Source organism: Stenotrophomonas sp. 2619, from assembly GCF_040548725.1.
GTDB lineage: Bacteria > Pseudomonadota > Gammaproteobacteria > Xanthomonadales > Xanthomonadaceae > Stenotrophomonas > Stenotrophomonas maltophilia_AP.
In genome coordinates this window covers 1-26,155 of the sequence record NZ_JBEPSF010000004.1, presented here as the reverse complement: position 1 = coordinate 26,155, position 26,155 = coordinate 1, and the positions used below count along the sequence as shown (strand labels likewise).

17 protein-coding genes are annotated in these 26,155 nt (G+C 68.5%); 6 read left to right on the top strand and 11 right to left on the bottom strand.

All coding sequences use genetic code 11. The features are described from left to right. The 3 genes from ABIA71_RS05520 to ABIA71_RS05510 are packed head-to-tail and all read right to left on the bottom strand — an operon-like array spanning position 1 to position 4,856. Entirely contained in the window at positions 1-2,283 is a 2,283-nt protein-coding gene (locus ABIA71_RS05520; protein WP_502961178.1) for an ATP-binding protein, read from the bottom strand. Positions 2,284-2,321: 38 nt separating this feature from the next. Next, positions 2,322-4,205 carry an EAL domain-containing protein gene (locus ABIA71_RS05515; RefSeq protein WP_502961065.1) on the bottom strand — a complete coding sequence of 628 codons (1,884 nt, stop codon included), beginning with the start codon at positions 4,203-4,205 and terminating at the stop codon, positions 2,322-2,324. Between the two features lie 21 nt (positions 4,206-4,226). Further along, positions 4,227-4,856, bottom strand: a complete 630-nt coding sequence (locus ABIA71_RS05510) for a DUF4126 domain-containing protein (protein ID WP_159498158.1) — start codon at positions 4,854-4,856, stop codon at positions 4,227-4,229. Between the two features lie 183 nt (positions 4,857-5,039). Between ABIA71_RS05510 and ABIA71_RS05505 the strand changes: the two genes are divergently transcribed. From ABIA71_RS05505 to ampE, 5 genes are all read left to right on the top strand, one after another. Continuing rightward, positions 5,040-5,792, top strand: coding sequence for a DUF6776 family protein (locus ABIA71_RS05505; protein WP_128096611.1), 753 nt, complete (start codon positions 5,040-5,042; stop codon positions 5,790-5,792). Between the two features lie 4 nt (positions 5,793-5,796). Beyond that, positions 5,797-6,258, top strand: a complete 462-nt coding sequence (locus ABIA71_RS05500) for a bactofilin family protein (protein ID WP_354283789.1) — start codon at positions 5,797-5,799, stop codon at positions 6,256-6,258. Between the two features lie 47 nt (positions 6,259-6,305). Further along, on the top strand, positions 6,306-6,695 hold the full coding sequence (erpA, locus tag ABIA71_RS05495; RefSeq protein WP_038685803.1) for an iron-sulfur cluster insertion protein ErpA: 390 nt from the start codon (positions 6,306-6,308) through the stop codon (positions 6,693-6,695). Positions 6,696-6,768: 73 nt separating this feature from the next. After that, the gene (gene nudC, locus ABIA71_RS05490; RefSeq protein WP_159498156.1) at positions 6,769-7,674 is read left to right on the top strand and encodes an NAD(+) diphosphatase; all 906 of its coding nucleotides are present in this window, start codon (positions 6,769-6,771) and stop codon (positions 7,672-7,674) included. 114 nt (positions 7,675-7,788) lie between these two features. Then, entirely contained in the window at positions 7,789-8,682 is an 894-nt protein-coding gene (gene ampE, locus ABIA71_RS05485) for a regulatory signaling modulator protein AmpE (protein WP_354283786.1), read from the top strand. Positions 8,683-8,742: 60 nt separating this feature from the next. On the opposite strand, the gene ABIA71_RS05480 is transcribed toward ampE, so the two are convergent. The 8 genes from ABIA71_RS05480 to ABIA71_RS05445 form a co-directional block, all read right to left on the bottom strand. Then, positions 8,743-9,174, bottom strand: coding sequence for a DUF2752 domain-containing protein (locus tag ABIA71_RS05480; protein ID WP_502961057.1), 432 nt, complete (start codon positions 9,172-9,174; stop codon positions 8,743-8,745). 64 nt (positions 9,175-9,238) lie between these two features. Further along, positions 9,239-9,517, bottom strand: coding sequence for a CD225/dispanin family protein (locus tag ABIA71_RS05475; RefSeq protein WP_038685807.1), 279 nt, complete (start codon positions 9,515-9,517; stop codon positions 9,239-9,241). A gap of 213 nt (positions 9,518-9,730) precedes the next feature. After that, positions 9,731-11,620 carry an MFS transporter gene (locus tag ABIA71_RS05470; RefSeq protein ID WP_354283784.1) on the bottom strand — a complete coding sequence of 630 codons (1,890 nt, stop codon included), beginning with the start codon at positions 11,618-11,620 and terminating at the stop codon, positions 9,731-9,733. Positions 11,621-11,772: 152 nt separating this feature from the next. After that, a complete protein-coding gene (gene yccS, locus ABIA71_RS05465) occupies positions 11,773-13,950 on the bottom strand; it encodes a YccS family putative transporter (RefSeq protein ID WP_354283782.1) in 2,178 nt (725 codons plus the stop codon). Between the two features lie 416 nt (positions 13,951-14,366). After that, positions 14,367-16,436, bottom strand: coding sequence for a TonB-dependent siderophore receptor (locus tag ABIA71_RS05460; RefSeq protein ID WP_354283780.1), 2,070 nt, complete (start codon positions 16,434-16,436; stop codon positions 14,367-14,369). A 214-nt stretch (positions 16,437-16,650) separates the two neighbouring features. Next, positions 16,651-19,776, bottom strand: coding sequence for an efflux RND transporter permease subunit (locus tag ABIA71_RS05455; RefSeq protein ID WP_128096602.1), 3,126 nt, complete (start codon positions 19,774-19,776; stop codon positions 16,651-16,653). Between the two features lie 34 nt (positions 19,777-19,810). Then, complete coding sequence (locus ABIA71_RS05450) at positions 19,811-23,041, bottom strand: efflux RND transporter permease subunit (RefSeq protein WP_354283777.1); 3,231 nt, start codon at positions 23,039-23,041, stop codon at positions 19,811-19,813. Between the two features lie 88 nt (positions 23,042-23,129). Beyond that, positions 23,130-24,377: an efflux RND transporter periplasmic adaptor subunit gene (locus tag ABIA71_RS05445; RefSeq protein ID WP_354283775.1), complete on the bottom strand. Its 1,248-nt coding sequence runs from the start codon at positions 24,375-24,377 to the stop codon at positions 23,130-23,132. Positions 24,378-24,603: 226 nt separating this feature from the next. Here ABIA71_RS05445 and ABIA71_RS05440 point away from each other — a divergent pair, with 226 nt between their 5' ends. Then, a complete protein-coding gene (locus ABIA71_RS05440) occupies positions 24,604-25,938 on the top strand; it encodes a M20 family metallopeptidase (protein WP_354283773.1) in 1,335 nt (444 codons plus the stop codon). The last annotated feature ends 217 nt before the right edge of the window (positions 25,939-26,155 follow it).

The following is a 26,155-nucleotide window of genomic DNA, read 5'->3' as shown; positions in this document are numbered from 1 at the left end:
TCAGCCCTGCAGCGGGACGCGCAGGCCGTTCTGATACCCGGCCAGCGCGATCCGCGCGCGCGCGAACTCGGCGATGAGCAACGCCACCGCCACGGCGGGGCGTTCCAGGGTGCCGGCGCGCGCGTCGTGTTCAATCCGGCGCGAGGCGGCCGACAGGGCCAGCGCGCCCACATTGGCACTGGCGGATTTGAGGCTGTGCGCCAGCGCGCGCAGCTGGTCCAGGTCGGCGGCCACCGAGGCATCCTGCAACTGGCTGATCAGCGCCGGGGTGTCGTCCAGGAACACGCCGATGATGTGCGCGGTCTGCGCGCCGATCACCTCCACCAGTTCATCCAGCACGCTGCTGTCCAGCACGGGCAGCGGGCTGTCGTCGCTGTCGGGCATCACCGATGCTGGCAGTGCGGCCATCGGCATGTCCGGAGCGCGCACGTCGGCAGGCGGCGCGTGCCACTGCGGCGTGGCCGCGTCGCCTTGCCAGCGTTGCAGGCACGCCTGCAGCGAGGCACGGTTGACCGGCTTGGACAGGTAGTCGTCCATGCCCGCCTGCAGGCAGCGTTCGCGGTCACCGGCCATGGCATTGGCGGTCATCGCCACGATCGGCTGCCGCGCCGCGCCGGTGTCGGCTTCGTGCGCGCGCCAGCGACGGGTGGCCTGGTAGCCATCCAGCACCGGCATCTGGCAATCCATCAGCACCAGGTCCACGCGCTGGGTGTGCAGGTGCTCCAGGGCCTGTTGCCCGTCGGTGGCGGTGACCACGCTGCAGCCCAGTACCTGCAGCAGGCGCTGGGCAACGGCCAGGTTCACGCTGTTGTCTTCCACCAACAGCACGCGCAGCCCCAGCTGGGGGACGGGTGCGCTGGCGGTATCGGTCACCACCTCGGCCAATAGCGGTGCCGGGCGTGCGGGGGCCGTGGCCGGGCGCAGCAGGGCGTGCAGGTCACTGTCGGCAGCATCGCGCGGCACCTGCACCGCGTCCTCCAGCAGCACCGACGCGAGGGGCTCGGCGCCCTGCAGCCACACCAGCCGGGGCACGGGATCGCGACCGTCGCGCAGCACGGCACGGTGCAGGGCGGTGGCGCCGTGGCGCAGGGCCTCGGTATCGGCCAGGACCCAGCTCAGCACCGGTTCGATGCCGGGGCGCTGCGGGGCACGCAGGATGTCCAGCGCGGCCGAGGCGCTCTCCACCACGTGCAGGCGCGTGTCGTAGTGCTGCAGCACCCGGTCCAGGCGCTGGGCCAGCAGCGCGTCGGTACTGACCAGCAGTGCGCGGGTGGTGGCGGTGCCCAGGGCGGGCAGGTCGCCGATGACCTTCAGCAGCGGAATCTCGAACCAGAACGTGGCGCCATGCCCCGGCGTGGAGCTGACCCCGATGCGGCCATGCATCAGGTCGATGATGCGCTTGCAGATGGCCAGCCCCAGTCCGGTGCCGCCGTAAATGCGGGTGGTGGAGGCATCGGCCTGGCTGAAGGACTGGAACAGCCGCGACTGCAGGGCCGTGTCGATACCGATACCGGTGTCGATCACTTCGAAGCGCAGCTGGTGCTGGGCGCTGGTTTCGCCCAGGCGCTGCACGCGCACGCGGACCTGGCCGCGTTCGGTGAACTTGATGGCATTGACCAGCAGGTTGCCCAGTACCTGGCGCAGGCGTACCGGGTCGCCGCGTACCGACAGGCGCACGGCCGGATCCAGTTCCAGCGACAGCTTCAACGCCTTGGGATCGGCGCTGCGCTGCATCAGCTGGACCTGCCCTTCGAGCAGCTCGCGCAGGTTGAAGGTGGTGATCTCCAGGTCCAGGCCCTTGGCCTCCAGACGGGAGTAATCGAGGATGTCATCGACGATGCGCAGCAGCTGCTGGGAGCTGACGGTGGCGGTCTGCAGCATCTGCCGCTGGTCGGCGCCCAGCTGGCCGCCTGCGATCAGGTCCAGCATCGGCAGGATGCCATTGAGCGGCGTGCGGATTTCGTGGCTCATGGTGGCCAGGAACTCGCCCTTGGCCAGCGCGGCGGCTTCGGCGGCCTGTTTGGCCTGCAGCAGTTCCTGCTCCAGCACATCCTGCTGCTGCACCGCGTGGTGCAGCTGATCGCGCTCGGCAGCGAGCGCGTCGCCGCGGCGTTGCAGTTGCTGCAACCGCTGCTGGGTGTCGCGCCAGTGCTGCACGCAGCTCAGGCTGGCCATCACCGTCACCACGGCCGCAGCGGCGGCAATCAGTGGCCACGGCCCACGGCTGCCGATGGCGGCCATCACTGCGGCGGTGCCTGCAACCGCGGCGGCCATGGCGGTCAGCCAGAGTGCGCGGGGTACCCGTCCTTGGGTGGTCGTCATCACAACACCGCGTTGTGGAAGTCGAAGTTCAGTTCACTGCCCGCCGACTGCACCATGTTGCCCTGGATGAAGTCGACCCCACCCATCCACATCGCAGCAGCGGCCTGTGGATCTTCGATCTGTTGACCGATGATCTGCAGGCCGGCGCGGTGCGCGTTGTCGATGGCGGCACGCAGTTCGTCGCGGGTGCGCTGGTTGGCGTGACTGCTGGAGAAGCGCGCGGCCATGCGCACGTAAGTCAGTGGCAACTGGGTGAGCAGTGCATTGGCTTCGCTGCCCGGCTCGAACTGGCTCAGGCAGAAACGCACGCCGGCGTCGGCCATGCGCGAACAGAACTGCTGCAGCGTGACGGTGTGGATCAGCGCGTCCGGCAGGCGGACGTCGATGACCAGGGCCTCGCCGGCGATCTGGCGGCGCGCCAGCGATTCCAGCAGCCAGTCGGCGAAGGCATCGCGGGCCAGCGTGCGCAGCGACTGCGACACGAACAGGCTCAGCGGCTGGGTGGCATGCCGGTACAGATCGAGCAGGCCGAGGGCGTGGTCCAGCACCTGCTGGTCCAGGTCGGCGATGCGCCCGGCGGCTTCGGCGGCCGGAATCACCTGGCCGGCGGCGAGCACGGTGCCATCGGCCTGGCGCAGCCGCAGCAGCACCTGGTACTGGGCGGTATTGCCGCCGGCAACGGCCACGATGGGCTGGTAGGCCAGTTCCAGCTGGCCTTCGAGCAGGGCCAGGTGTTCCTGCGCGGCGACATCCTCGCGGCGCACATGCGCGGCGACACCGGCGCTGAGCAGGCGCGCCTGCAGGGTGGTGCGTTCCACCGCTTCCAGTGCGGTGCCGGCATCGCTGAACCCCAGGGAGAGCTGCGCATGCCCGACCACGCCGCGCAGGTGCACCGACTCGTCGTCGCGGATCACGAAGGCACGCCCCGACAACTGTTCGCGCAGGTGCTGGGCCACGCCGTCCAGGCTTTCCTCGTCGATGCCGCGGGCCAGCACCAGGAAGCTGTTGTCGTTCAGGCGTGCCAGCAGGTGCGGCTGCGCGCTGTCGGCCAGGCGCTGCGCGGCCTGCACCATCAGGCGCTCGAACGCGGCGTAGCCGTACCGTTCGCGCAGGCCCAGTGCACTGGCCACTTCGATGAAGAACAGGCCGCCCTGGTCGCGGTGGGCCAGCGAGGCGGCCAGCTGCTGCATCACATGGTGGCGGGTCGGCAGGCCGGTCTCGGGGTTGTTCATGGCCGGCGCGCCATTGGCACCGGGCTGGGTGGCGGCCTGCGCACGCGCACGGCGGATCCGGTTGGACACCGCGGCAATGAGATGGCGCGGACGGATCGGCTTGCTCAGGAAATCGTCGGCGCCGCTGTCGAGCACTTCGAACTGGCGCTCCGGGTCTGGATCGCCACTGAGGAAGACGATGGGCAGCAGCTGCTGGCCGGGTTGCTGGCGGATCAGCGCGGTCAGGCGCATGCCGTCCAGGCCGGGCAGGTGCAGGTCCATCAGGATCAGGTCGGGGCGGTTGTCCGCGATGGCCTGCTGCACGCCTTCGGCGTCGCTGTGCACGATGGCCTCCATCCCGGCGCCATGCAGCACGCTCTGCGCGAACAGGGCCTGGGAGCGGTCGTCTTCGACAATCAGCACCCGGTAGGGCGCATCCAGGGCCAGCGGCGCGGGGTCGTCTTCGTGCGCCTGCACCTGCGGCAGCGGCGGCGGGGCCGCTGCGATGGCCGCGGTAAGCGGCACCACGTTGCTCGGCGCAGCGGCGACTGGCGCGGCGCTGCCGACCCACCGTTGCCAATGGTCGGCGGGCGGGGTCTCAGCGCGCGTGGCGCGGGCGGATGCAACAACGTTGTCGGTGACGGCCATCAATACTCCCAGTCTGCGACGCAATTATGCCGTGCCTGGCTGTGCCTACGGTGGCAGCACGTCGCGATTCGGCAGCGCGCCAGGGCGCTCGGCGGCTTGCCCGAGCAGCCAGCGCATGCCCTTCCACAACGTGCGCCACACCCACCACACCACCAGCGCGCCGACCAGGCTGCAGCCGACCACCACGATCAGCGCCAGCCACGGGTGGGCCAGTGCCAACGCCAGCCCGCCCACCACCACGGTGTCTTCGGCGGCCGAGGCCACCCAGTTGCTGGCCGGTTCCGGTGAGGTGTTGAGCAGGGCGCGGGTGCCGGACTTGAGCCCGTGGCTGGCCAGCGCCACCCCGGCCCCGGCAACCAGCGCGGTGCCGCTGAGTTCGCCACCGGGCGACAGGGTGGCGGCGGCCAGGAAGGCGCCGGCCGGCACCCGGGCCAGGGTCTGGACGAGGTCCCAGACCGAATCCACCCCGGGGATCTTGTCGGCGAAGAACTCGGCGACCGCCAGCACCGCCGAGGTGCCCAGCACCCAGTACGATTCGGTGGCCTGCAGGGCCGGCGGCAGGTCCACCCAGCCGAGCAGCCCGGCCAGGCCCACGCCGAACACGGTCAGGTAGACGCGGATGCCCGCCAGCCAGGCCAGCAGGATGCCGACGACAAACAGATGGGCTTCGGTCATGACGCGCGCTCCGCCTGCAAAGTGTGCACAGGCCCACACTATCGGGGATGACGTCAATGAACGCCACCGCCGGCCATGTCCCCTGGCGCGTGAAATCGCCCGACCCTGATTTACACTAGCCAGTCGCTCGTTCCGACAGGGGCCGTGCCGGTATCGCCAAGCGCGCTGCCGCGGACAACCGCCATGAACTCTCCGACACCATCGCGTATCCAGATCCGCCGGCCCGGCACGCCGCCCGTGCAGGATCGCCGCCGTCTGGCCCTTCTGGCCGGCGTGTGGCTGGTCAGCGTCATCCTGGCGGTCCTGATCGGGCGCTGGACCGCCGGCCCCGGCGGGGATGCCGGCAAGCAGCTGGACGCCGCCGAAGCGCGCGCGGAAAGCCTGAACAAGCAGGTGGTCGAGCTGCAGCAGCGCCAGGCCACGCTGCAGGCGTCGGACCGCATCAGCCGGGCCGCCAACAATGAGGTGCAGACCTCGCTGGGCGAGCGCGATGAGGAAATCGCCGGCCTGCGCGCTGACGTGGCCTTCTACGAGCGGCTGGTGGGCGCCACCAGCCAGCGCAAGGGCCTGAACACCCATTCGGTCGAATTCAGCCCGGAAACCGGCGGCACCTGGCAGTACGCGGTGGTGCTGACCCAGAACCTCAATCGCGGCGCCATCAGCCAGGGCCAGATGCGTTTCACCGTGGAAGGCGTCAAAGGCGGCAAGCTGACCTCGGTCAGCTGGGACGAGCTGCACCAGCGCACCAAGGTGCCGGGCCAGGACTATTCCTTCCGGTACTTCCAGCAGCTCACCGGCAGCATCATCCTGCCGAAAGACTTCACCCCGCAACGTGTGCGGGTCACGCTGGGATCGGGCGCGGGGGGCGCCACCCAGGTTTTTGATTGGAAGCAGGCCGGCGCACCGGCGGCACCATCGGCGAAAGAAGGGGAGTAAGCCCATGTTTGGCAGCAACAAATCCAACCGCGACGGACATCTGGTCGTGGACGCGCTGATCGGCGCACAGGTGGTGATCCGCGGCGACGTGGAGTTCAGTGGGGGCCTGTATGTGGAAGGCACCATCCTGGGCAAGGTCGTCGCCGCCGAGGGGGCAGCCAATGCCACCATCACCCTGGCCGAGCAGGGCAGCATCGAGGGCGAGATCCGCGCCCAGGTGGTGGTGATCAGTGGCCGCCTGGACGGCGACGTGCACGCCACTGAAAAGGTGGAACTGACCCCGACTGCGCGGGTCTCCGGCAACATTCACTACCAGGTGGTGGAGATGAACGCCGGCGCGCAGCTGACCGGTCGCCTGATCCATGGCAGCGCACAGATGGCCGCGCTGCCGCCGCCGGCCGACGAAACCGCCGGCAAGGGCAAGGACGGCGCAGCCCGCAAGAAGCTGGCCGAGGCCATGGCCTGAACGGCTGAACGCTTGAAAGCGTGCCCATGCGCCCCCATGCTGGGGACATGAGCACGCTTGTTTCCCTGCCCGGCGCACCTGTCGCCGCGCCGAACTACCAATCGCTGGACCGTCCCCTCAACTTCACCGAAGCCGCTGCGGCCAAAGTGAAGGAATTGATCCAGGACGAGGCCAGTACCAGCCTTGCCTTGCGTGTGTACATCCAGGGCGGTGGCTGCTCCGGCTTCCAGTACGGGTTCGAGTTCGACGAGAACCGTGCCGAGGATGACCTGGCGGTGGACACCAACGGTGTCACCCTGCTGGTGGATCCGCTGAGCCTGCAGTACCTGATGGGCGCCGAGGTGGACTACACCGAAAGCCTGACCGGCGCGCAGTTCGTGATCCGCAATCCGAACGCCAAAACCACCTGCGGCTGCGGCAGCAGTTTCAGCATGTGATGTGTCTGGCGCTGCCGACCCTATCGGTCGGCTGGCGCTTGCCACTGTGATCGAATGTGGGCAGGCTTGCCGCATGTCGACATTTTCTACGCCGCTGTCCGGCTTTGCTTTCACCACCGATCCCCTTGAACGTGCCGATCCGCTGCGCCAGGACGCCGACGCGCTGGCGCGGCTGTGGCCCGATGCGCACGTGCTGGTGCTCGACACCGACGGCCGCGCGCTGGCCGGCGACGATGGCCAGCCGCTTGCGCTGACCGGCGCGCAGGTCGGGGGCGGGCCGGGAACGGCGATCTTCCTGGGACTGCGCGGTGAGCGCGCCTGGTTCTCGCTGGAAGCGGCGAGCGTGGATGTCACCGCGCCGCAGCGGGTGGACCTGCGCGAGTCGGCCACCACCTGGTCGGCCGCCGATGCCAGCGCGTTCTGCTATGCGCGCGGGATGTCGTACTGGCAGTCGCGCACGCGCTTCTGCGGGGTGTGCGGCGGCGGCATCACCTTCGCGCGCGGCGGCTTTGTCGGGCGCTGCGCGCAGTGCGGTACCGAGCACTACCCGCGGGTGGACCCGGCGGTGATCGTGGCGGTGGAAAACAACGGGCGGTTGCTGCTCGGGCGGCAGGCCAACTGGGCACCGCGCCGCTATTCGGTGCTGGCCGGGTTCGTCGAGCCGGGCGAGTCGCTGGAGCAGACCGTGGTGCGTGAAGTATTCGAAGAGAGCAAGGTGCGCGTGCGCCACTGCCAATACCTGGGCACCCAGCCCTGGCCGTTCCCGGGCGCGTTGATGCTGGGCTTTGCGGCCACGGCCGAAGACGACGTGCCCACCGTGGACGGCGAGCTGGAAGATGCACGCTGGTTCACTGCCGAGGAAGTGGGTGCGGCGCTGGCCCGGGATGTCGAAGACGACGGCGAGGGCATCCGCCTGTCGCCCCCGATTTCGATCTCGCGCAGCCTGATCGAGCACTGGTACCGCCAGCAGGTGGGCTGAGCCACGGCCTGCGTTGCCGCTGGCTGAACACGCAGCAGCGTACATTACCAACGGCCCGGGGAATTGCCGGGTCGCAAGGCATAGTAGCGGCCACGATCCGCGCCGGAGGCATACATGTTCACCACCCTGGTTGCCGTGCTGGTCGCCCTGGCCCTGGGCCATGTCGCACCGGCTGCGGCCGTGGCGCTGCGCGGATTCGGGTTCTACCGGCGCTGGCTGCAATGGCTGGATGCGCATGCGGCGGAAAACGGATTCTGGCGCAGCCGCCAAGGCTGGGTGCTGGCGCTGCTGCCGTGGGTGCTGGGCGTGGTGCTGCTGCAGTGGGCGTTGCACGGCCGCTTGTTCGGTCTGCCGTCACTGCTGCTGGGCGTGGCCACCCTGGTGATCTGCTGGGGCCCGCGCGATCTGGACCGCGACGTGGAAGCGGTGATCGACGCCGACGACGCCCCCACCCGGCACGCCGCGATTGCGCAGCTGCAATCGACCGGCGGCAGCCTGCACGAGGACGTGTCGTCGCTGGTCGAGGCCACCGTGCTCAACGGCCTGCGGCGCTGGTTCGCGGTGCTGTTCTGGTTCCTGCTGCTGGGCCCGGTGGGCGCCGTGGCGTACCGGTTGCTGGCCTTGCTGGCGGTCGGCCCGATGCGTTCGCTGGCCACGCTCGACGGCGCGGTGGGTGCACGCGTAGTGCTGGGCTGGCTGGAATGGCCGGTGGCCCAGCTGATGTCGCTGTCGATGGCCCTGGTGGGCAACTTCGACACGGCCTACAAGGCGTGGCGGCAGGCGCACGGCAACCAGTGGGCGACCTCGACGGTGTTCCTGGGTGCGGTGGCGCGGGCCAGCGTGAGCGCCGAACTGCGCGAAGAAGCGCATGACTACAGCGATGCCGGGATGGTGCCGGTGTGGCGGCGCCTGCCCGAACTACGCGATGCGATGAGCCTGGTGTGGCGGATGCTGCTGCTGTGGATGGCCGCGCTGGCCTTGCTGGTCATCGCCGGCTGGGTAACCTGACCCACGTAGCGCCGGGTTCTACCCGGCATCCGTATCCGTAGCGCCGGGTTCTACCCGGCATCAAGCAACCGAACCCGGCGCAAGCCAGGCAAACGGCATCCACGGCAGGTTGCGAAGCACCGCATATCCCACCAGCAGCACCAGCCAGAACATCGGGCTGGCCAGCACGCGCATCAGCGGTTCAAGCACGCGCGGGCGAATCCCGGCACCGTGCAGCAGCATCAACAGCAGGAACGGCAGCGACACCACCAGCAGCGGATTCATCGCGAAGGCGCCTTGCCAATCGAAATGCACCAGCGAGTACAGGCAGCGCGTGCTGCCGCAGCCTGGACAGTACAGGCCGGTCAGTGCGTACAGCGGGCAGCCCGGCAGCGGACTGTTGGCGCCATAGGGGCTGACGTTGCGCAACACCACGACGGCGCCTGCACCCAGGCCGGCCACCAGGGCCGTGGGTGCCCAGCGGGCAAGCGTGGTTCGGGAAGGCAGGGCCATGATGCGCGAACGGCCCGGCCGGCGAACCCATGCAGGGTCACCGGCCAGGCCGTCCCGGTGCTGATCAGTAGCCGCTGTTGCTCAGCGCGCCCAGGCCGCCCATCGCCATCACCAGCACGACGTACAGCACGGCAACGATGACGCCGGCAATGGCCGACCACATGGCCCACTTCTTCGCCTTGTCCGACGAGTCGCGCGCACCGGCAAGGTCACCTGCGGCAATCTTGCCGTTGACCTGGGCGGCGTAGACGATCGACACGATACCGCCCGGCAGGCAGCAGAACAGGGTGGCCAGGATGGCCCAGACCAGGTGGTTCGGGATTTGTGCGGCAGTGGTGTTCATCTGAAAAGCTCCATTTTCTTGGGTGGATTTGACGGGCGTGGGACGGGGTGAAACGCACGCACACACAGTGGCAACGTCATCGATCGGTGCAGCAAACGGTACGCATGATATTCGGCTGCCGCCGCGCTGGCCTGCGCGGATCGGACTTCCCCGGCGCTAATTTACCCGATGCACGCCCGGATGTATGCGTTTACATCCAGACGGCACTAGGCCTCAGCCGTTTTCCCCACGAAGCTGCCGTACCTGCTGCTCCAGGATGTCGGCAGTGGCCTCCCGGCCGGCAAGCGCCGGTGCGGCGGCCACCTCGACATGCGCGCGGAAACGGCGCGGCACGCGCATGCGGCCCAGCCGGGTGTCGCGCCGGCTCCACATGCTGGCCCACATGCCGCGCAGCGCCATCGGCACCACCGGCACCGGGCGCCGTTCGAGGATCTTCTCCACGCCGGATTTGAACGGGCCCATCTCGCCGTCGCGGGTGAGCGCGCCTTCGGGGAAGATGCACACCAGCTCGCCGTCGGCCAGCGCCTTGTCCACTTCGTCGAAGGCCGCCTGCATCAGCGCGGGGTCTTCGCGCGCGCCGGCGATGGGAATGGCCTTGGCGGTACGGAAGATCCAGCGCATCACCGGGATGTTGAAGATCTTGTAGTACATGACAAAGCGCACCGGGCGCGGGATGGTCGCCGACAGGATCAGCGCGTCCATGTAGCTGACATGGTTGCACACGATCAGCGCGGCGCCTTCGTCGGGTACGTTGGCTTCGATGCCGTGCAGGCGCAGCCGGTACAGGCCGCGCACCATCACCCAGCTGAGGAAGCGCATCAGGAATTCGGGAACGATGGTGAAGATGTAGATCGACACCACGGCATTGGCGATGGCCAGGGCCAGGAACAGCTGCGGGATGGTCCAGTGCAGGAACTTCTGCGTGGCCAGCGCGATCATCGCCGCGCCCACGATGAAGCCCGAGTTCTGGATGTTGAGCGCGGCGAACACGCGCGACATCTCCGACTTCGGCGTACGGCTCTGGATCAGCGCGAACAGGGGCACCACGAAGAAGCCGGTGAACAGGCCGATGCCGATCAGGTCGATGATGATGCGGAGGCTGCCGGGCTGGGCAACGAAGGCAGCCACGCCCAGGCCGGCGGCGGTGGCCGTGCCGGCGCGGGCGAAGTACAGGTCCAGCATGAAGGCGGTCATGCCGAACGCGCCCAGCGGCACCAGGCCGATTTCCACGGTGCGCCCGGACAGTTTTTCGCAGAGCAGCGAGCCCACGCCGGTGCCGACCGAGAACAGCGCCAGCGCGAAGATGTACAGGGTGGGTTCGCCGCCCAGGTTGACCACCGCGTAGGTGGGCAGCTGCGAGGTCAGCATGGTGCCCACGAACCAGAACCAGGACACGCCCAGGATGGCGTTGCGCACCGCCTTCTGTTTCTTGGCCAGGCGCAGGACGGCCAGTGATTCGGGAATCGGGTTCCAGTTGATCTTCAGGTCCGGCGCGCCGGCATCCACCTTCGGAATCATGCGCGCGGTGATGTTGCCGAAGATGGCCAGCGCGATCACCGCGGTGGCCGCCACCACCGGGCCGAAGCTGCCGGCCAGGGTGAAGATGATGCCGCCGCTGATCATGCCGGTCAGGATCGACATCGAGGTGCCCATCTCGACCAGGCCGTTGCCGCCGGTCAGCTCCTCCGGGCGCAGCACCGAGGGCAGCACCGAGTACTTCACCGGGCCGAACAGGGTGGACTGCAGGCCGGTGCAGAACAGGGCCACCAGCAGCACCGGCATGCTCTGGGTGAGGAAGCCCACCGCAGCCAGCGACATGATCGCGATCTCCATGGTGGTGGTGATCACGATCAGCCGCGATTTTTCCAGTTTTTCGGCGATCTGCCCGGCCAGGGCCGAGAACAGGAAGTAGGGCAGGATGAAGATGGCCGGCGCCAGCGTGGTGTACAGCGACTGCTCTTCCTGGCTGACGCCGAGGTAGAACAGCAGGCCGATGATGGCCTGCCGGTACACGTTGTCGTTGAACGCACCCAGCGACTGGACGATGAAGAACGGCAGGAAGCGACGCTGTTTGAGCAGGGCGAACTGGCTGTGGCCGGACATGGAAACTCCTTGCGAACCGGCGCAGCCTAGCATGCAGTCGGGCGGCCCCCGGCGTTGCGCCCCTCACCGGCTGCCGGGCAGCGCCCGGCGCTACGGGAGACGCCGTACGGCGTCGTAGCGCGGGGTTCTGCCCCGCTACCCGAACAGCCCCCTCACCGCAGGGTGCGGGCGGCCTCGTTGGCGGCGCCGCGCAGCTTGGGCAGCAGGCGCAGCATCAGGCCCATCTGGGTGCGGATCAGCTGCAGCTTGGGCGGCATGTCGTCGGTGATCTGTTCCAGCTGCTCGGCGAGGGCGCGGTCGCCGTCGTTATCGGCTTCCTCCACGGGTTGGCGCTGCTCCAGCGCCGCGGCAATCTGCTGCATGGCCTGTTCCACCCGCTCGCCGCCGGCCAGCGCCTGGGCATCCTGCGCGTAGCTGTCCAGCTGCGCGCGGTGCGCGCCGAGCGCCGACAGATGCCCCAGCAGGGTGTTGGAGAGCGCCAGGAAGCGGAACCCGGCGTCCAGATTGCGGCGCACGTGCCCCGGCTCGCGCAGCATGTTCGAGAGCGCGGTGGACAGCGCCGCGTCGGCGTTGTGCATGTCGCGGCGGGCGATGCGGTACGCCAGGTCGTCCTGCATGCCGCTGCCGTACTGGCCCAGCACCGCATCCAGATAGCGCGCGCAGTTGGCCAGCACGCGGGCCATGACCAGGTTCAAGCGGCGGCCCTGCCAGTCGGGCAGGATCAGGAACGCGGCCGCGGCGGCGATCGCGCAGCCCAGCAGGGTGTCGACCAGGCGCGGCCAGATCAGCAGGAAGCCGTCGCCGATCAGGTTGAAGCAGGTCAGTGCCATTACCGTGATCGCCGCCGACGCCACCAGGTAGCGGTCGCTGCGGGTGAAGAAGAACAGCAGCGCCGAGAGCAGGGCGATCAGCAGTTCGATGCGCAGGTCCTGGAACAGCTGCATCAGCGCCCAGGTCAGCACCAGCCCGATCAGGGTGCCGGCGATGCGCTGGGCCAGCCGTTGCCGGGTGGCGCCGAAATGCGGGCGGCATACGAACACGATGGTGAGCAGCACCCACGAGCCGTTCTGGGCGTTGACCAGGCGGATCACCGCAAAGCCGACGATCAGCGCCAGCGCCATGCGCAGGCCGTGGCGGAACAGGACCGAGCCGGGGGTGAGCTGCTGGCGGATGCGCACGAACATTTCCCGCAGGGTGTGCGGGTTGGTGTCGCGCAGGCGGGTGTCGACGTTGTCCAGGGTGGCGTCGGATTTTTCGGCCTCCGACAGGCGCCGCTCGATGCTCTGCAGGTTGTGGCCGAGCAGCTCCAGCGAGGACAGCAGGCGCTGCCACTGCGGGTTGTGCTGGGCACGCAGCCAGGTGAGCGAATCGGTGAGGTCGGCGGTGGCCTGCTTGGTGCGCTCGCCGTACTGGAACGGGCGGCGCAGGCGGATGGCCAGGCCGAGGTTGGCGCACGCCTCGCCCTGCAGGGCAAGCAGGCGCTGGCAGCGGTACAGGACGTCGCTGTGGAAGAACGCTTCGGTGAGCGCGCCGTAGGGATAGTGCGAGGAGCTGGCGCGTTCGTGGAAATCCTGGGCCATGTAGTACAGGCGCAGGTACAGGCCGGACTGCACGCCGGGCCGGCCGGAGCGACCGAAGCGGGCCAGGATGGCGACCTTGGCGATGTTCAGCGCCTCGACCACGCGGCGGTTCTGTTCGGCCAGGGCCAGCTGGCGCTTCTGTACGTCGGCATCGCGGATGGGTTCGAACAGGTCGGCCTTGAGCTGCAGGTAGCGGCCCAGTTCCAGGTACAGGCGGGCGACGCGTTCGCGCACCGGGCGGTTGGCGAACAGCGCGGTCCACAGGATCGAGAGCAGGCCGTACCAGAGCGCGCCGGCGAGCAGGTGGCTGACCGCGCTGATGGCCTGGGCGCGGTCGCTGGCGCCGTGCTGTTCCAGGCCGATCATGGTGTAGATGGCCAGGGTGACGGTGGCCTGGGCGATGGACGCGTAGCGTTCGCCGAGTGCACCGAGCAGGGTGAGGCCGAAGGTGGACACGGCCAGGGCGGCGATGAACAGCCAGGGCCAGGCGAACAGTTCGACCACCGCGGCGGCGGCGATGACGAAGCAGAGCAGGGACAGGGCGACCGATTTGGTCCGGCCCCACCAGTTGTCGTCGGTTTCGGCGATGGCGCTGGCGATGATGCCGAGGAACACGCCGGGCAGCGCGGGCAGCTGGTCCAGGTGCCAGCACAGGCCCATGGCCACCGACAGCGCGATGAGTACCCGCAGGCCGTAGCTGGCCTTTTCATGCGCCCACAGGCGGCTCAGGCGGGATTCTCGGGCGGACATGCGGGCTCGGGGTGCGGGGCAGCCCATTATTGCGGGTGTGGGGTGAAGGGGACAGCCTGAAGGCGATCCAACCTCGACGCGCTGTACGGCGCGGCGACGCGGTGCCCGGGTAGTGCCGGCCGCTGGCCGGCTCCCCGTACGCCCGGACGGAGGTGCGAGGAGCCGGCCAGCGGCCGGCACTACGCGCCGTGTGGAAGAGCCGGCCAGCGGCCGGCACTACGCGCTGTGTGGAGGAGCCGGCCAGCGGCCGGCACTACGCGCTGTGTGGAGGAGCCGGCCAGCGGCCGGCACTACGCGCTGTGTGGAGGGGCCGGCCAGCGGCCGGCACTACGCGCTGTGTGGAGGGGCCGGCCAGCGGCCGGCACTACGCGGTCTGCGGGGGAGCCGGCCAGCAGTTGGATGACCGGCCGGTCGCATTACATGTCGAAGCGCACGCTCACCGCGAAGGTGCGCGGCAGGCCGACGCCGGCGTTGGACCAGTATTTCTTGTTCGCCAGGTTCTCCACGCCGGCGCGCCAGGTGACCGGGTGGCCGTCGAGCTGCATGCGGTAGCCGAGGCCGGCGTTGACCAGGGTGTAGTCAGGCAGGTTGAGGGTGTTGTCCGCGTCGTAATAGACATCGCCGTAGTAGCGGGCCAGCGCGTAGACGCTCAGGCCGTCCACCTGCGGGATGCTGTAGTCGGCGTGCAGCACGCCCTGCCAGCGGGCGGCGCCGGCGGTGCGGTTGCCCTGCTGGGCGGCGCTGTCGGGGGACAGCTTGTCGTAGGTGGGGTCGAGCCAGGTGACGCCGCCGCCGACGGTGAGCGCGTCGGTCAGGCGGATGTCGCCGCTGAGTTCGACGCCTTCGTACAGGGTGATGCCGTCCTGCACGAGCAGCTTGCCGGCGCTGGTAAGGCGGTCGATGTTGGCACCGCGCTCCAGGCGGAAGGCGGCGGCGTTGGCATTCCAGCGCGGGTACTCGATCTTGGCGCCGATCTCGTATTGCTTGCTGATGGTCGGGTCGAGCACGGTGCCGGCGTTGATGTAGTCGCTGCCGACGCGACTGCCCGCTTCCAGCGATTCCACGTAGCTGGCGTACAGGGTGACGGCGTCGGCCGGCTTGTACATCAGGGCGTAGGTGGGGGTGACCGGGTAGGTGTGGTAGGCGCCCTTGTTCTCGAAGTCGTTGTAGCGCGCGCCGGCCAGCAGCGACCAGCCCTCGGCGAAGCTGACGGTGTCACTGACGAACACGGCCTGCTGCACGGTCTCGCTGCCGCGGCTGAGCACGCGTGAGCCCACGGCATCGTGGCGCAGCACCGGGCGCTGGTAGATGTTGCCGCGGCCGATGGTGGTCCATTCGTACGGGCGGTCCCAGCCCAGGCCGGTCTGGTGCGAAACGCCGGCCACCACCTGGTGCGACAGCGGGCCGGTGTCGAAGCGACCCTGCACGATGGCCTGGGCCAGCTTCCACTCGCTCTTGCCGCCCAGCTCGTAGGTGTTGATGTTGTAGTCGCCGTTGACGTTGTCGATGTAGGCGAACACCTTGTTGACGTCGTTCCAGGAGGTGGTCACGCCGTAGCTCAGGCTGGCCTTCCAGTCACTGTTGATCTGCCAGTTCAGCGCGGTGGAGAGCAGGCTGGAGCGGGTGTCGTAGTAACTGCCGTCGATGCTGTTGTCGATGTCGCCGGCCAGCGGGCGCGGCAGCTCGGTGAGGCCGATGAAGTAGTACTGCGGCGACTCGTTGCTGAGATCGCGCGACTGGAACACGCCGTCGAAGGTCCAGGTGAGGCTGTCGCTCAGGCGCGCATCCAGCGACAGGGCGCCGACCTTGCGGTTGACTTCGCCGCCGTTGAAGGTTTCGCCCTTCTCCTGGTAGGCATTGAAGCGGTAGCCGAACATCTGCTCATTGCCGAAACGGCCGCCCACATCGACCTGGCCGCTGACGATGCCCTGTTCGCGCCAGCCGAGCTGGGCGGCGAAGGTGGGGGTGTCGGTCGGCTTCTTGGTGACGTAGTTGACGATGCCGCCGGGCTGGCCGAAGCCGTACATGAACCCACCGGGGCCCTTGAGCAGTTCCACCTGTTCCATCACTTCCAGCGGCCATTCGGTACCCCACGAGGACACCTGCAGGCCGTTGACGCGGTAGCTGTCGTAGCTGAGGTCGATGCCGCGGTTGCGGATCGGCGAACTCCAGCCGCTGGCGTACGCGCTGACCTGGGTGACCACGGAGGGGTCGGTCAGGAACGCGTCGCCAAGCGAGACCACCTGGCGCTTCTCGATCTCTTCGCGGCCGACCACGGCGATTGCGAACGGGGTGTCACGCACGGCGCGGTCGCCGAGGGCGCCGGTGTCGGTGTGGGTGCGTTCGGCGGTGACCTTGATGGCGTCCAGATCCGTGGCCGAGCGGGCGCGCGCTGTGCCATCGGGGGTGGACTGGGCATGCGCGGCGCAGGCCAGCGACAGCGCAACGGCCAACGTGGCCAGGCGGGGCAGGGAAGCGGACAGCATCGATGGGTTCCTTGGCGGACAGCACAACGCCGTCCGCGATCTACAGAGGGCGGGAGAGGGTCGATGGCTGGATCGCGCAGGCTGGCCGGGAACCGGCAGCGGGGGCATCGCCGAAGGCGATGCAGGACCGTGGCTGGATGCGAATTGTTCGCGTTTTGTTGCGTGGCGTCAAACCGTGGCGTACCGACCGGGGGTACCGACCCACGGTCGGTACCTACCGGGCGAGGGCGCTCCGCTTCAATGCACGCCGTTCGCGGCGGCGGGCACGGCGGTTGACCCAGCGCTCGCGCAGGCACGAGAAGATCACGTACAGCGCCGGCGTGCTCAGCAGGGTCAGGCTCTGCGAGAACAGCAGGCCGCCGATCATCGCGATGCCCAGCGGGCGGCGCAGTTCGGAGCCTTCGCCCAGGCCGATGGCCAGCGGTACCGCGGCCAGGATCGCCACCATGGTGGTCATCATGATCGGGCGGAAGCGCACGATGCTGGCCTCGCGCACCGCATCGCGCGGGCTCTTGCCGTGCTCGCGCTGGGCCACCACCGCGAAGTCGATCATCATGATCGCGTTCTTCTTGACGATGCCGATCAACAGCACCAGCGCGATCATCGAAATCACCGACAGCTCGGTGTTGGTCACGAACAACGCCAGCAGCGCGCCCACGCCCGCGGCCGGCAGCGTGGACAGGATCGTTACCGGGTGTACCAGGCTTTCGTACAGCATGCCCAGCACCAGGTACACGGTGATGATGGCGGCCAGCACCAGGATCAGCATCGAGTTCGGGTTGAGCTGCACGTTGAAGCCGCCGCCATCGCTGATGCGGATGTCGCCGGGCAGGCGCAGGCCGTCCACGGTGGACTTGATGATCGCTTCGCCTTCGCCGGTGCTCACGCCCGGGGCCAGGTTGTAGCTCAGGTCCATCGTGGTGTACTGGTTTTCATGGGTGATCTGCGGCGGTGCCAGCCCGGGCACCTGATGCGCCACCGCGGTCAGCGGGATCATCTCGCCGTTGCCGGCACGCACGTAGATCTCATCCAGCGCACGCGGGGTGGCGGTCTGCTCGGGCAATGCGTTGACCACCACGCTGTACTGGTTGATGTCCGAGTAGATGGTGGAGATCTGGCGCTGGCCGAACGCGCCGTACAGCGCGCCGTCGATCGCACCCACCGACACGCCCAGGCGCGCGGCCTTGGCACGGTCGATCACCACGTTCTGGCGCAGCCCGGCGGTGTCCACGTCGGTGCCCACGTCACGCAGCTTCGGGTTCTTCTTCAGTGCGGCCTGCACCTTGGGCAGCCATTCCTGCAGCTGGGCCAGGTCGTTGCCCTGCAGCGACACGCGATACTGCGCGCCCTGGCTGTTGCCGCCGCCGCCGTCGCTGGGTAGATCCTGGATCGCGCGCAGGCGCAGCTGCAGGTCGGGGTAGCGGTCGGCCTTGGCGCTCAGCCGTGCCAGCGCCAGCGCGGTGGTTTCCTTGCGCCCTTCCTTGCGGGTCTTCAGCTGCACGTTGAACTGCGCGCTGGAGCCCTGGCGGCCACTGCCCAGCCGCACGCCCACGGTCTTCACCGCCGGGTCGGCCATCAGCATGTCGGTGATGCGGCGCTGGCGGTTGACCATGTCCTCGAAGGACACCGTGGCGCTGGAGTTGGCGCGGCCCCAGATCAGGCCGGTGTCCTGCGCCGGGAACGAACCCTTCTTGACCGCCCCGCCCAGCATCACCGTGGCCACGATCAGCAGGATCGGGGTGAGCGACAGCAGCAGGGCGTGGCGCAGCGAGAAGTCCAGGCAGACCGTGTACACGCGCAGCATGCGGTCGTGCGCGGCGTCCAGGAAGCGGCCGATCCGCGAGGGCTTGTCCGGCTCGGCGTGCGCGCTCAGGAAGCGGCTGCACAGCGCCGGGGTGAGCGTGAGCGAGACGATCATCGACACCACGATCGCGGCCACCAGGGTGATGGTGAACTCGCGGAAGAACGCACCCACCATGCCGCTGGCGAACAGCAGCGGGATGAACACCGCCACCAGCGAGGCGGTGATCGAGACGATGGTGAAGCCGATCTCGCGCGCGCCGGTCAGCGCGGCCTGCATGCGGGGCATGCCTTCGTCGAGATGGCGCATGACGTTCTCGATCACCACGATCGCATCGTCGACCACGAACCCGATCGCGATCACCAGCGCCAGCAGGCTCAGGTTGTTCAGGGTGAAGCCGAACACGTACATCACCAGCGCCGCACCGGCCAGCGACAACGGCACGGTGACCGCCGCGATCAGCGTCGGCGCCAGCCGGCGCAGGAACAGCGCCATGGTCAGGATCACCATCGCCAGGCTGATCAGCAGGGTGATCTGCACTTCGTGCAGCGACGAGCGGATGGTCGGGGTGCGGTCGAAGTACGGGGTCATCACCGTGCCCGGCTGCAGGTAGTCGCGCAGCATCGGGATCTGCGCCTTGACCCGGTCCACGGTCTCCACGATGTTGGCGCCGGCACGGGTGAACACATACATCACCACCGCCGGTTTGTGGTCGAACCACGCGGCCTGGTAGGCGTCCTGCTGGCCGTCGTAGACGTTGGCCACGTCCTTGAGGCGGATCACCCGGCCGTCGTCCTGGGTCTTGATGACCAGGTTGGCGAAGTCGGCCGCGCGCGCCACCGAGTCGTTGGCGATGATCGCGGTGGTGGTGTTGCCGTCGGTGAGGAAGCCGGTGGGCGAGGTCACGTTGGCCGCGCGTACCGCGTTGCGCAGGTCATCGGGGGTGAGGTTGAGCGCGTTGAGCAGGCGCAGGTTCACGTCCACCCGCACCGCCGGCGTGGACGCACCGGCGATGTCCACCGAAGACACCCCGCTGATCTGGCGGATGCGTTGGGCCAGCAGCGAGTCGGCGACGTTGTACAGCTCGTCGGCGGACTGCGTCTGCGAGGTGAGCGCGATGGCGATCACCGGGTCGTCGTTGGGGTTGGCCTTCTGGAACATCGGCGAACCGAGCCCGGACGGCAGGTCGGCCTGGGCCGAATTGATCGCGGTCTGCACGTCCAGTGCGGCCGAATCGATGTCGACCCCGCTCTGGAAGATCATGAAGACCAGCGAGCTGCCTTCGGAGCTGGATGACCGCATCTGGTCCACGCCGGGCAGCTGGCCCAGGTGGCGTTCCAGCGGTGCGGTGACCGTGGAGGCCATGGTGGTGGCGTCCGCGCCGGACTGGCTGGCGTGCACGAAGATCACCGGAATCTGGATGTTCGGCAGCGCCGACACGCCCAGTTTCAGGTAGCAGAACAGGCCAACCACGAACAGGCCGATGGCCAGCAGCGCGGTGCCGATCGGGCGGCGGATGAAGGGGCCGGAAATGTTCATGCCGACGCCTTCAGCGTGCATGGGCGGCAGCGGCTCATGCGCGGTCCTGGGCGCTGGCGTGGCGCAGCGCGCGCTGCTCGCGGCGCTCGCGCATCCACTCGGAGAAGCGTTCCATGTACAGGTAGATCACCGGCGTGGTGTACAGGGTGACCAGCTGCGACAGCAGCAGGCCGCCGACGATGGCAATGCCCAGCGGGCGGCGCAGCTCCGAGCCGATGCCGGTGCCCAGCGCCAGCGGCAGCGCGCCGAGCATGGCCGCGGCGGTGGTCATCATGATCGGGCGGAAGCGCAGCAGGCAGGCACGGCGGATCGCATCGTGTGCGTTGGCACCGGCGCGGCGCGCTTCGATGGCGAAGTCGACCATCATGATGCCGTTCTTCTTGACGATGCCGATCAGCAGCACGATGCCGACGATGCCGTCCACCGACAGCGGCAGCCCGCACACCATCAGCGCCAGCAGCGCGCCCACGCCGGCCGGGGGCAGGGTGGAGATGATGGTGAAGGGGTGGATGTAGCTTTCATACAGCACGCCCAGCACGATGTAGATCAGCACCAGGGAGGCCAGCAGCAGCCACACCACGTCGGTCTGGCTGCCGGTGAATTCGGCGGCCTTGCCGATGAACTGCGCATGCACCTGCGAGGGCATGTCCAGGCTGGCCTTGGTCTCTTCGATGGCCTTGACCGCGTCGGACAGCGAATAGCCCGGGGCGATGTTGAACGACACCGTGACGGCCGGCAGTTGCTGCTGGTGGCTCACCACCAGCGGGGTGCTGGTGATCTTGCCCTCGGCCAGCGCCGCGAGCGGGATGATGTTGCCCGCGCCCACCGGAATGCCGGTGTTCTGCGCACCGATGCCGGTGGCGGTGGACGAGTTGGACGAGCTGACCTGGCCGAAGTTGGTGGCGTTGCTGCCGGTCAGCGCGCCGGCGCCGTTGGAGGCCACCGCCAGCTGGTTCATCAGCGCGGTGCTGGTACGGAATTCCGGGGCCACTTCCAGCACCACGCGGTACTGGTTGAGCTCGGTGAAGATGGTCGAGATCTGGCGCTGGCCGAACGCGTCGTACAGGGTGTCGTCGATGGTCTGCATCGGCACGCCCAGCACGCTGGCCTTGTCGCGGTCGATGGTCAGTTCCAGCGCACGGCCCTGGTTGGACAGGTTGTTGTCCACGTCGGCCAGTTCCGGGCGCTGGCGCAGCGCTTCGGTGAGGCGGGTAGCCTGCAGCGCGACCTGCGCGCTGTCCACGTCCGACAACGAGTACTGGTACTCGGTGGCGGCCACGCGGGTGTCCAGGGTGACGTCCTGCACCGGCTTGAGGTACAGCGCCACGCCGGGAATACCGGCCACGGCCTGCTGCAGGCGCGGCAGGATCTCATCCAGCCCGTCGCGGTCGCCGCGCTCCTTGAGCACGATCGACAGCTGGCCCTGGTTGAGGGTGGGGTTCATGCTGCCGGCGCCGATGAAGGCCGACACGCCAGTCACCGCCGGGTCCTTGCGCAGCGCCTCGGCCACGGCCTTGGTGCGCTGTTCCATCTGCGGGAAGGCGATGTTCTGGTCGGCCTGGACCACGCCGGTGATCAGGCCGGTGTCCTGCTCGGGCAGCAGGCCCTTGGGGATCACCACGTACAGCAGCACGGTGAGTACCAATGCGCCGGCGGCCACCGCCAGGGTCATGCGCTGGTGGTCCAGCACCCAGTCCAGGCTGCGCTCGTAGGCCCCCACGGTGCGCGTCCACAGGTTTTCCTTGCCGGCCGCCGCCGCGCGCTCGTGGGCGTCTTCGCCCTCGGGCAGCGCGTCGGGCTTGAGCAGGTAGGCGCACATCATCGGGGTGAGCGTCAGCGAGATCAGCATCGACAAGGTCACCGCGATGCTCAGCACCCAGGCGAACTCGTGGAACAGGCGGCCGGTCACGCCGGGCATCAGCAGCAGCGGCAGGAACACGGCCACCAGCGAGATGGTCAGCGACAGCACGGTGAAGCCGATCTGGCGCGCACCGATCTCGGCCGCTTCCGGGCCGCTCTTGCCCTGCTCGATGTAGCGCACGATGTTCTCGATCATCACGATCGCGTCGTCGACGACGAAGCCGGTGGCCACCACCAGCGCCATCAGCGACAGGTTGTCCAGCGACATCCCGGCAAAGGCCATCACCCCGAAGGTGCCGGCCAGCGACAGCGGCACCGCCACCGAGGGAATGATGGTGGCCCACAGCCGGCGCAGGAACACGAAGATCACCGCCACCACCAGGCAGATGGTGAGGATCAGGGTGAACTGCACTTCATGCACCGAGGCGCGGATGGTCTCGGTACGGTCGGAGAAGATCTCCAGGTGCACGTCGGCCGGCAGCACGTTCTGCAGCTGCGGGATCAACGCGCGGATGCGCTCGACGGTCTGGACGATGTTGGCGCCCGGCTGGCGGCGCACTTCCAGCAGCACCGCCGGCTTGCCATCGGCCCAGGCGGCCAGCTGGTCGTTCTCCACGCCATCGACCACGTTGGCCACGTCCGACAACCGCACCGGGCGGCCGTTCTTGTAGCTGATGATGGTGTCGCGGTACTCGGCGGCGCTGGTCAGCTGGTCGTTGGTGCCGATCGAATAGGACTGGGTCTTGCCGTTGAGCGAGCCCTTGGGCGCGTTGACGTTGGCCTGGGTCAGCGCGCTGCGCAGTTCTTCCAGGGTCAGGCCCATGTTGGACAGCTGCGCCGGGTTGACCTGGATGCGCACGGCCGGGCGCACGTTGCCGGCGATGGAGACCAGGCCCACGCCCTGCACCTGCGACAGGCGCTGGGCCAGGATGGAGTCGGCGTAGTTGTTGACCTCGCGCAGCGGGCGCGTGTCGGAGGTGAGCTTGAGGGTGACGATGGCCGCGTCGGCCGGGTTCACCCGGTTGTAGACCGGCTGGTAGGGCAGCGAGGAGGGCAGCGTGGCCTGGCGGATCGCGGCCTGTACGTCCTGGGCGGCGATGTCGATATCGCGGTCCATCGAGAACTGCAGGATGATCGTGGACAGGCCGGCCGACGAATCGGAGGTCATGATCTCCAGCCCGGAGATCTGCCCGAACTGGCGCTCCAGCGGGGTGGTCACCAGCGAGGCCATGGTGGTGGCATTCGCACCCGGGTACTGGGTGGTCACCACCAGGCTGGGCGCGTCGATCTCCGGCAGCGCCGACACCGGCAGCTGGCGGTAGCCGAGGATGCCGAGCAGCAGCAGGCCCGCCATCAACAGCGAGGTGGCGATCGGGCGGCGGATGAAGATCGTCGAAAAGCCCACGGGCGGATCCTTGCTGTTACGTCATGCGGCGTTGAAGCGGGCAGACGCCGGCCAGCGGGCCGGCGTCGGGAACGTCAGGCGGGCGCGCTCAGCGCGGACCGCCACCGCGGCGGCCACCACCGCCCTTGTCCTGCTGGGCGGCGGCCTTGAGCTCGGCGTCGGTCGGCGGTGCCGGGGTTTCACCCGGCTTGAGCGCGGTAACCTTGCTGCCCGGCTTGAGCCGGAACTGGCCTTCGCTGACCACGCGCTCGCCGCCCTTCAGGCCCTCGGTGATCTGCACGTTGCTGTCGCCCACTTCCACGCCGCTCTTGACCGTCTGCATGGCCACGGTGCTGTCGGCTTTGACGATGTAGACGTACTCGCCGTCCGGGCCGCGCATCACTGCCTGGGTGGGAATCACCACGCCACCGGCGATGGTGCGCAGCTGCATGCGCACGTTGACGAACTGGCCCGGCCACAGGCTGTTGTCGGTGTTGTTGAACAGTGCACGGGCACGGAAGGTGCCGCTGTCGCTGCTGATCTGGTTGTCCACCACGTCCAGGCTGCCGCCGTCGGTGAGCACGTGGGAGTCGTTGCGGTCGAGCGCGGCGATGGTGACCGGGCCGGCCTTCTGGGCCTGGCGCACGTCGGGCAGCTGGCGCTCGGGCAGGTTGAAGACCACGTGGATGGGGTGGATCTGGGTCAGGGTGACCAACGCGGTGCCGGCGCTGACGATGTTGCCGGCGTCCACCGCGCGGATGCCGGCAATGCCGGAGATCGGGGCGGTGACCTTGGTGTACTGCAGCTGCACCTGGGCGGCCCGCATGCTGGCTTCGTTGGCGGCGACCGCGCTTTCAAACTGGGCCACCTGGTTGCGCTGGGTGTCCAGGTCGGTCTTGGCCACGTACTGGCGGTATTCCGGCGAATTGGAGCGCTGGTAGTTGGAGCGCGCGGTGGCCAGCTGCGCCTGGTTCTGGCGCTTGGCGGCGGCGGCTTCATCGAAGCTGGCCTGCAGGGTGCGCGGGTCGATCTGGGCCAACACATCGCCCTTCTGGACTTCCTGGCCTTCCTTGAAGTTGATGCTGATCAGCTGGCCACCGACCTGGGGGCTGACGGTGACGGTGTTCATCGCCGCCACGGTGCCCAGCGCGCTGGCGTAGACCGGCACGTCCTGGCGGGCGGCATCGACCACGGTCACCGGAACCGGGCCGGCGTTGCGGTCCTGGCCTTCCTTGCCGGCACTGGCGGCGGTGGTGCCCGCGTCGCCCTTCTTGCCACCGCCGAGCATGCGCATCCCGATGAAGCCCACCACCAGCACTGCGACCACCAGCACCACGATCTTCCAGAAACGCGACATTCAACTAACTCCTGAGGCTGGCGGAGGGCAGGGCCCAAATGGCTGGTGCAAAGCATACCCGTCGCCCGGGAGCTTTCATGCATGACGGATGGGACGGGCGGTCAGACCGGATGTGACCGGCCGGGTTCCATGAATGAACGCCTGCGGGGGCAGAAAGTTACAGCAGCAAGTGCGCCGATGCCCTACATTCAGGTTCGACCGTCCTGTTCGTCCGTGGAGATGTGCAATGCCCCGTCTGTCGCTGTTGTTGTCCGCCCTGCTGCTTGCCTGCCCCGCGCTGGCCGCGGCCACCCCCGCCGAGCGCCCGGAAGTGACGGCGGCGGCCACCCGGCTGAAGGCCAAGGTGGTCGACTGGCGGCGCGATTTCCACCAGCACCCGGAGCTGTCCAACCGTGAGGAGCGGACGTCGGCCAAGGTGGCCGAGCAGTTGCGCGCGATGGGGCTGAAACCGAAAACCGGGATCGCCCACCATGGCGTGGTGGCGATCATCAAGGGCGGCAAGCCGGGTCCGCGGATCGCGCTGCGGGCGGACATGGACGCGCTGCCGGTGACCGAGCAGACGGGGCTGCCGTTCGCCTCCAAGGCGACCAGTACCTACCGCGGCGAGCCGGTGGGGGTGATGCATGCCTGCGGGCACGATGCACATACGGCCACGCTGCTGGGGGTGGCCGATGCGCTGGTGAAGATGCAGGCGAACCTGCCGGGCGAGGTGATGCTGATCTTCCAGCCCTCCGAGGAAGGGGCGCCGCCGCCGGAAGAGGGCGGTGCGGCGTTGATGCTGAAGGAGGGGTTGTTTGCCGATTTCAAGCCGGAGGCGGTGTTCGGGCTGCATGTGTTTTCGAGCGTGCCGGCGGGGCAGATCGCGGTGCGCGGCGGGCCGTTGATGGCGGCGTCGGACCGGTTCGGGATCAAGGTGATCGGGCGGCAGACGCACGGGTCGGCGCCGTGGAACGGGGTGGACCCGATCGTGGCGACGGCCGACCTGGTGGGGACGGCGCAGACGATCGTGAGCCGGCGGGCGAATCTGTCCAAGCAGCCGGCGGTGCTGACGTTCGGGGCGATCAAGGGCGGTATCCGCTACAACATCATTCCCGACGAGGTGGAGATGGTGGGGACGATCCGGACGTTCGACGAGGGGATGCGGCAGCAGATTTTCGCGGACCTGCGCAACGTGGCCGAGCATACGGCGGCGGCGCATGGGGCGAAGGCGGTGACGGAGATTTACGAGTCCGAGGGCAATCCGGCGACGGTGAACGATCCGGCGCTGACGGCGCGGATGTTGCCGAGTCTGCAGGCGGTGGTGGGCAAGGACAATGTGTACGAGCCGCCGTTGCAGATGGGGGCGGAGGATTTTTCGCTGTACGCCAAGGAGGTGCCGGGGCTGTTCTTCTTCGTGGGGTCGACGAGCGAGGGGATCGATCCGGCGACGGCGCCGGCGAACCATTCGCCGAAGTTCCTGCTGGATGAGAAGGCGCTGGATGTGGGCTTGCGGGCATTGCTGCAGGTGAGTCTGGATTATCTCAACGGGGTGGGGGTGGGGGCGCCTGCGGCGGGGGCTTGAGCAAGAGCAGGAGCAAGAGCAGGAGCGACAGCAACAGCAACAGCAACAGCAACAGCAACGGCGGGTTGGTCGGCTCTGACATGTCGCGTGTGGGGTAGGCCGGGGTGGGGGGGGGGGGGCCCCCGCGGGAACCAAACCACCCGGGGGGGGGGGGGCCCCCCGCCGCCCCCCCCCCCCCCCCCCCCCCCCCCCCCCCCCCCCCCCCCCCCCCCCCCCC

Coding starts and splice junctions, on each gene's coding strand:
- ABIA71_RS05510 (WP_159498158.1), bottom strand. CDS start 4,856: ATGACCGAAGCCCATCTGTTTGTCGTCGGCATCCTGCTGGCCTGGCTG.
- ABIA71_RS05505 (WP_128096611.1), top strand. CDS start 5,040: ATGAACTCTCCGACACCATCGCGTATCCAGATCCGCCGGCCCGGCACG.
- ABIA71_RS05500 (WP_354283789.1), top strand. CDS start 5,797: ATGTTTGGCAGCAACAAATCCAACCGCGACGGACATCTGGTCGTGGAC.
- erpA (WP_038685803.1), top strand. CDS start 6,306: ATGAGCACGCTTGTTTCCCTGCCCGGCGCACCTGTCGCCGCGCCGAAC.
- nudC (WP_159498156.1), top strand. CDS start 6,769: ATGTCGACATTTTCTACGCCGCTGTCCGGCTTTGCTTTCACCACCGAT.
- ampE (WP_354283786.1), top strand. CDS start 7,789: ATGTTCACCACCCTGGTTGCCGTGCTGGTCGCCCTGGCCCTGGGCCAT.
- ABIA71_RS05480 (WP_502961057.1), bottom strand. CDS start 9,174: ATGGCCCTGCCTTCCCGAACCACGCTTGCCCGCTGGGCACCCACGGCC.
- ABIA71_RS05475 (WP_038685807.1), bottom strand. CDS start 9,517: ATGAACACCACTGCCGCACAAATCCCGAACCACCTGGTCTGGGCCATC.
- ABIA71_RS05470 (WP_354283784.1), bottom strand. CDS start 11,620: ATGTCCGGCCACAGCCAGTTCGCCCTGCTCAAACAGCGTCGCTTCCTG.
- yccS (WP_354283782.1), bottom strand. CDS start 13,950: ATGTCCGCCCGAGAATCCCGCCTGAGCCGCCTGTGGGCGCATGAAAAG.
- ABIA71_RS05460 (WP_354283780.1), bottom strand. CDS start 16,436: ATGCTGTCCGCTTCCCTGCCCCGCCTGGCCACGTTGGCCGTTGCGCTG.
- ABIA71_RS05455 (WP_128096602.1), bottom strand. CDS start 19,776: ATGAACATTTCCGGCCCCTTCATCCGCCGCCCGATCGGCACCGCGCTG.
- ABIA71_RS05445 (WP_354283775.1), bottom strand. CDS start 24,377: ATGTCGCGTTTCTGGAAGATCGTGGTGCTGGTGGTCGCAGTGCTGGTG.
- ABIA71_RS05440 (WP_354283773.1), top strand. CDS start 24,604: ATGCCCCGTCTGTCGCTGTTGTTGTCCGCCCTGCTGCTTGCCTGCCCC.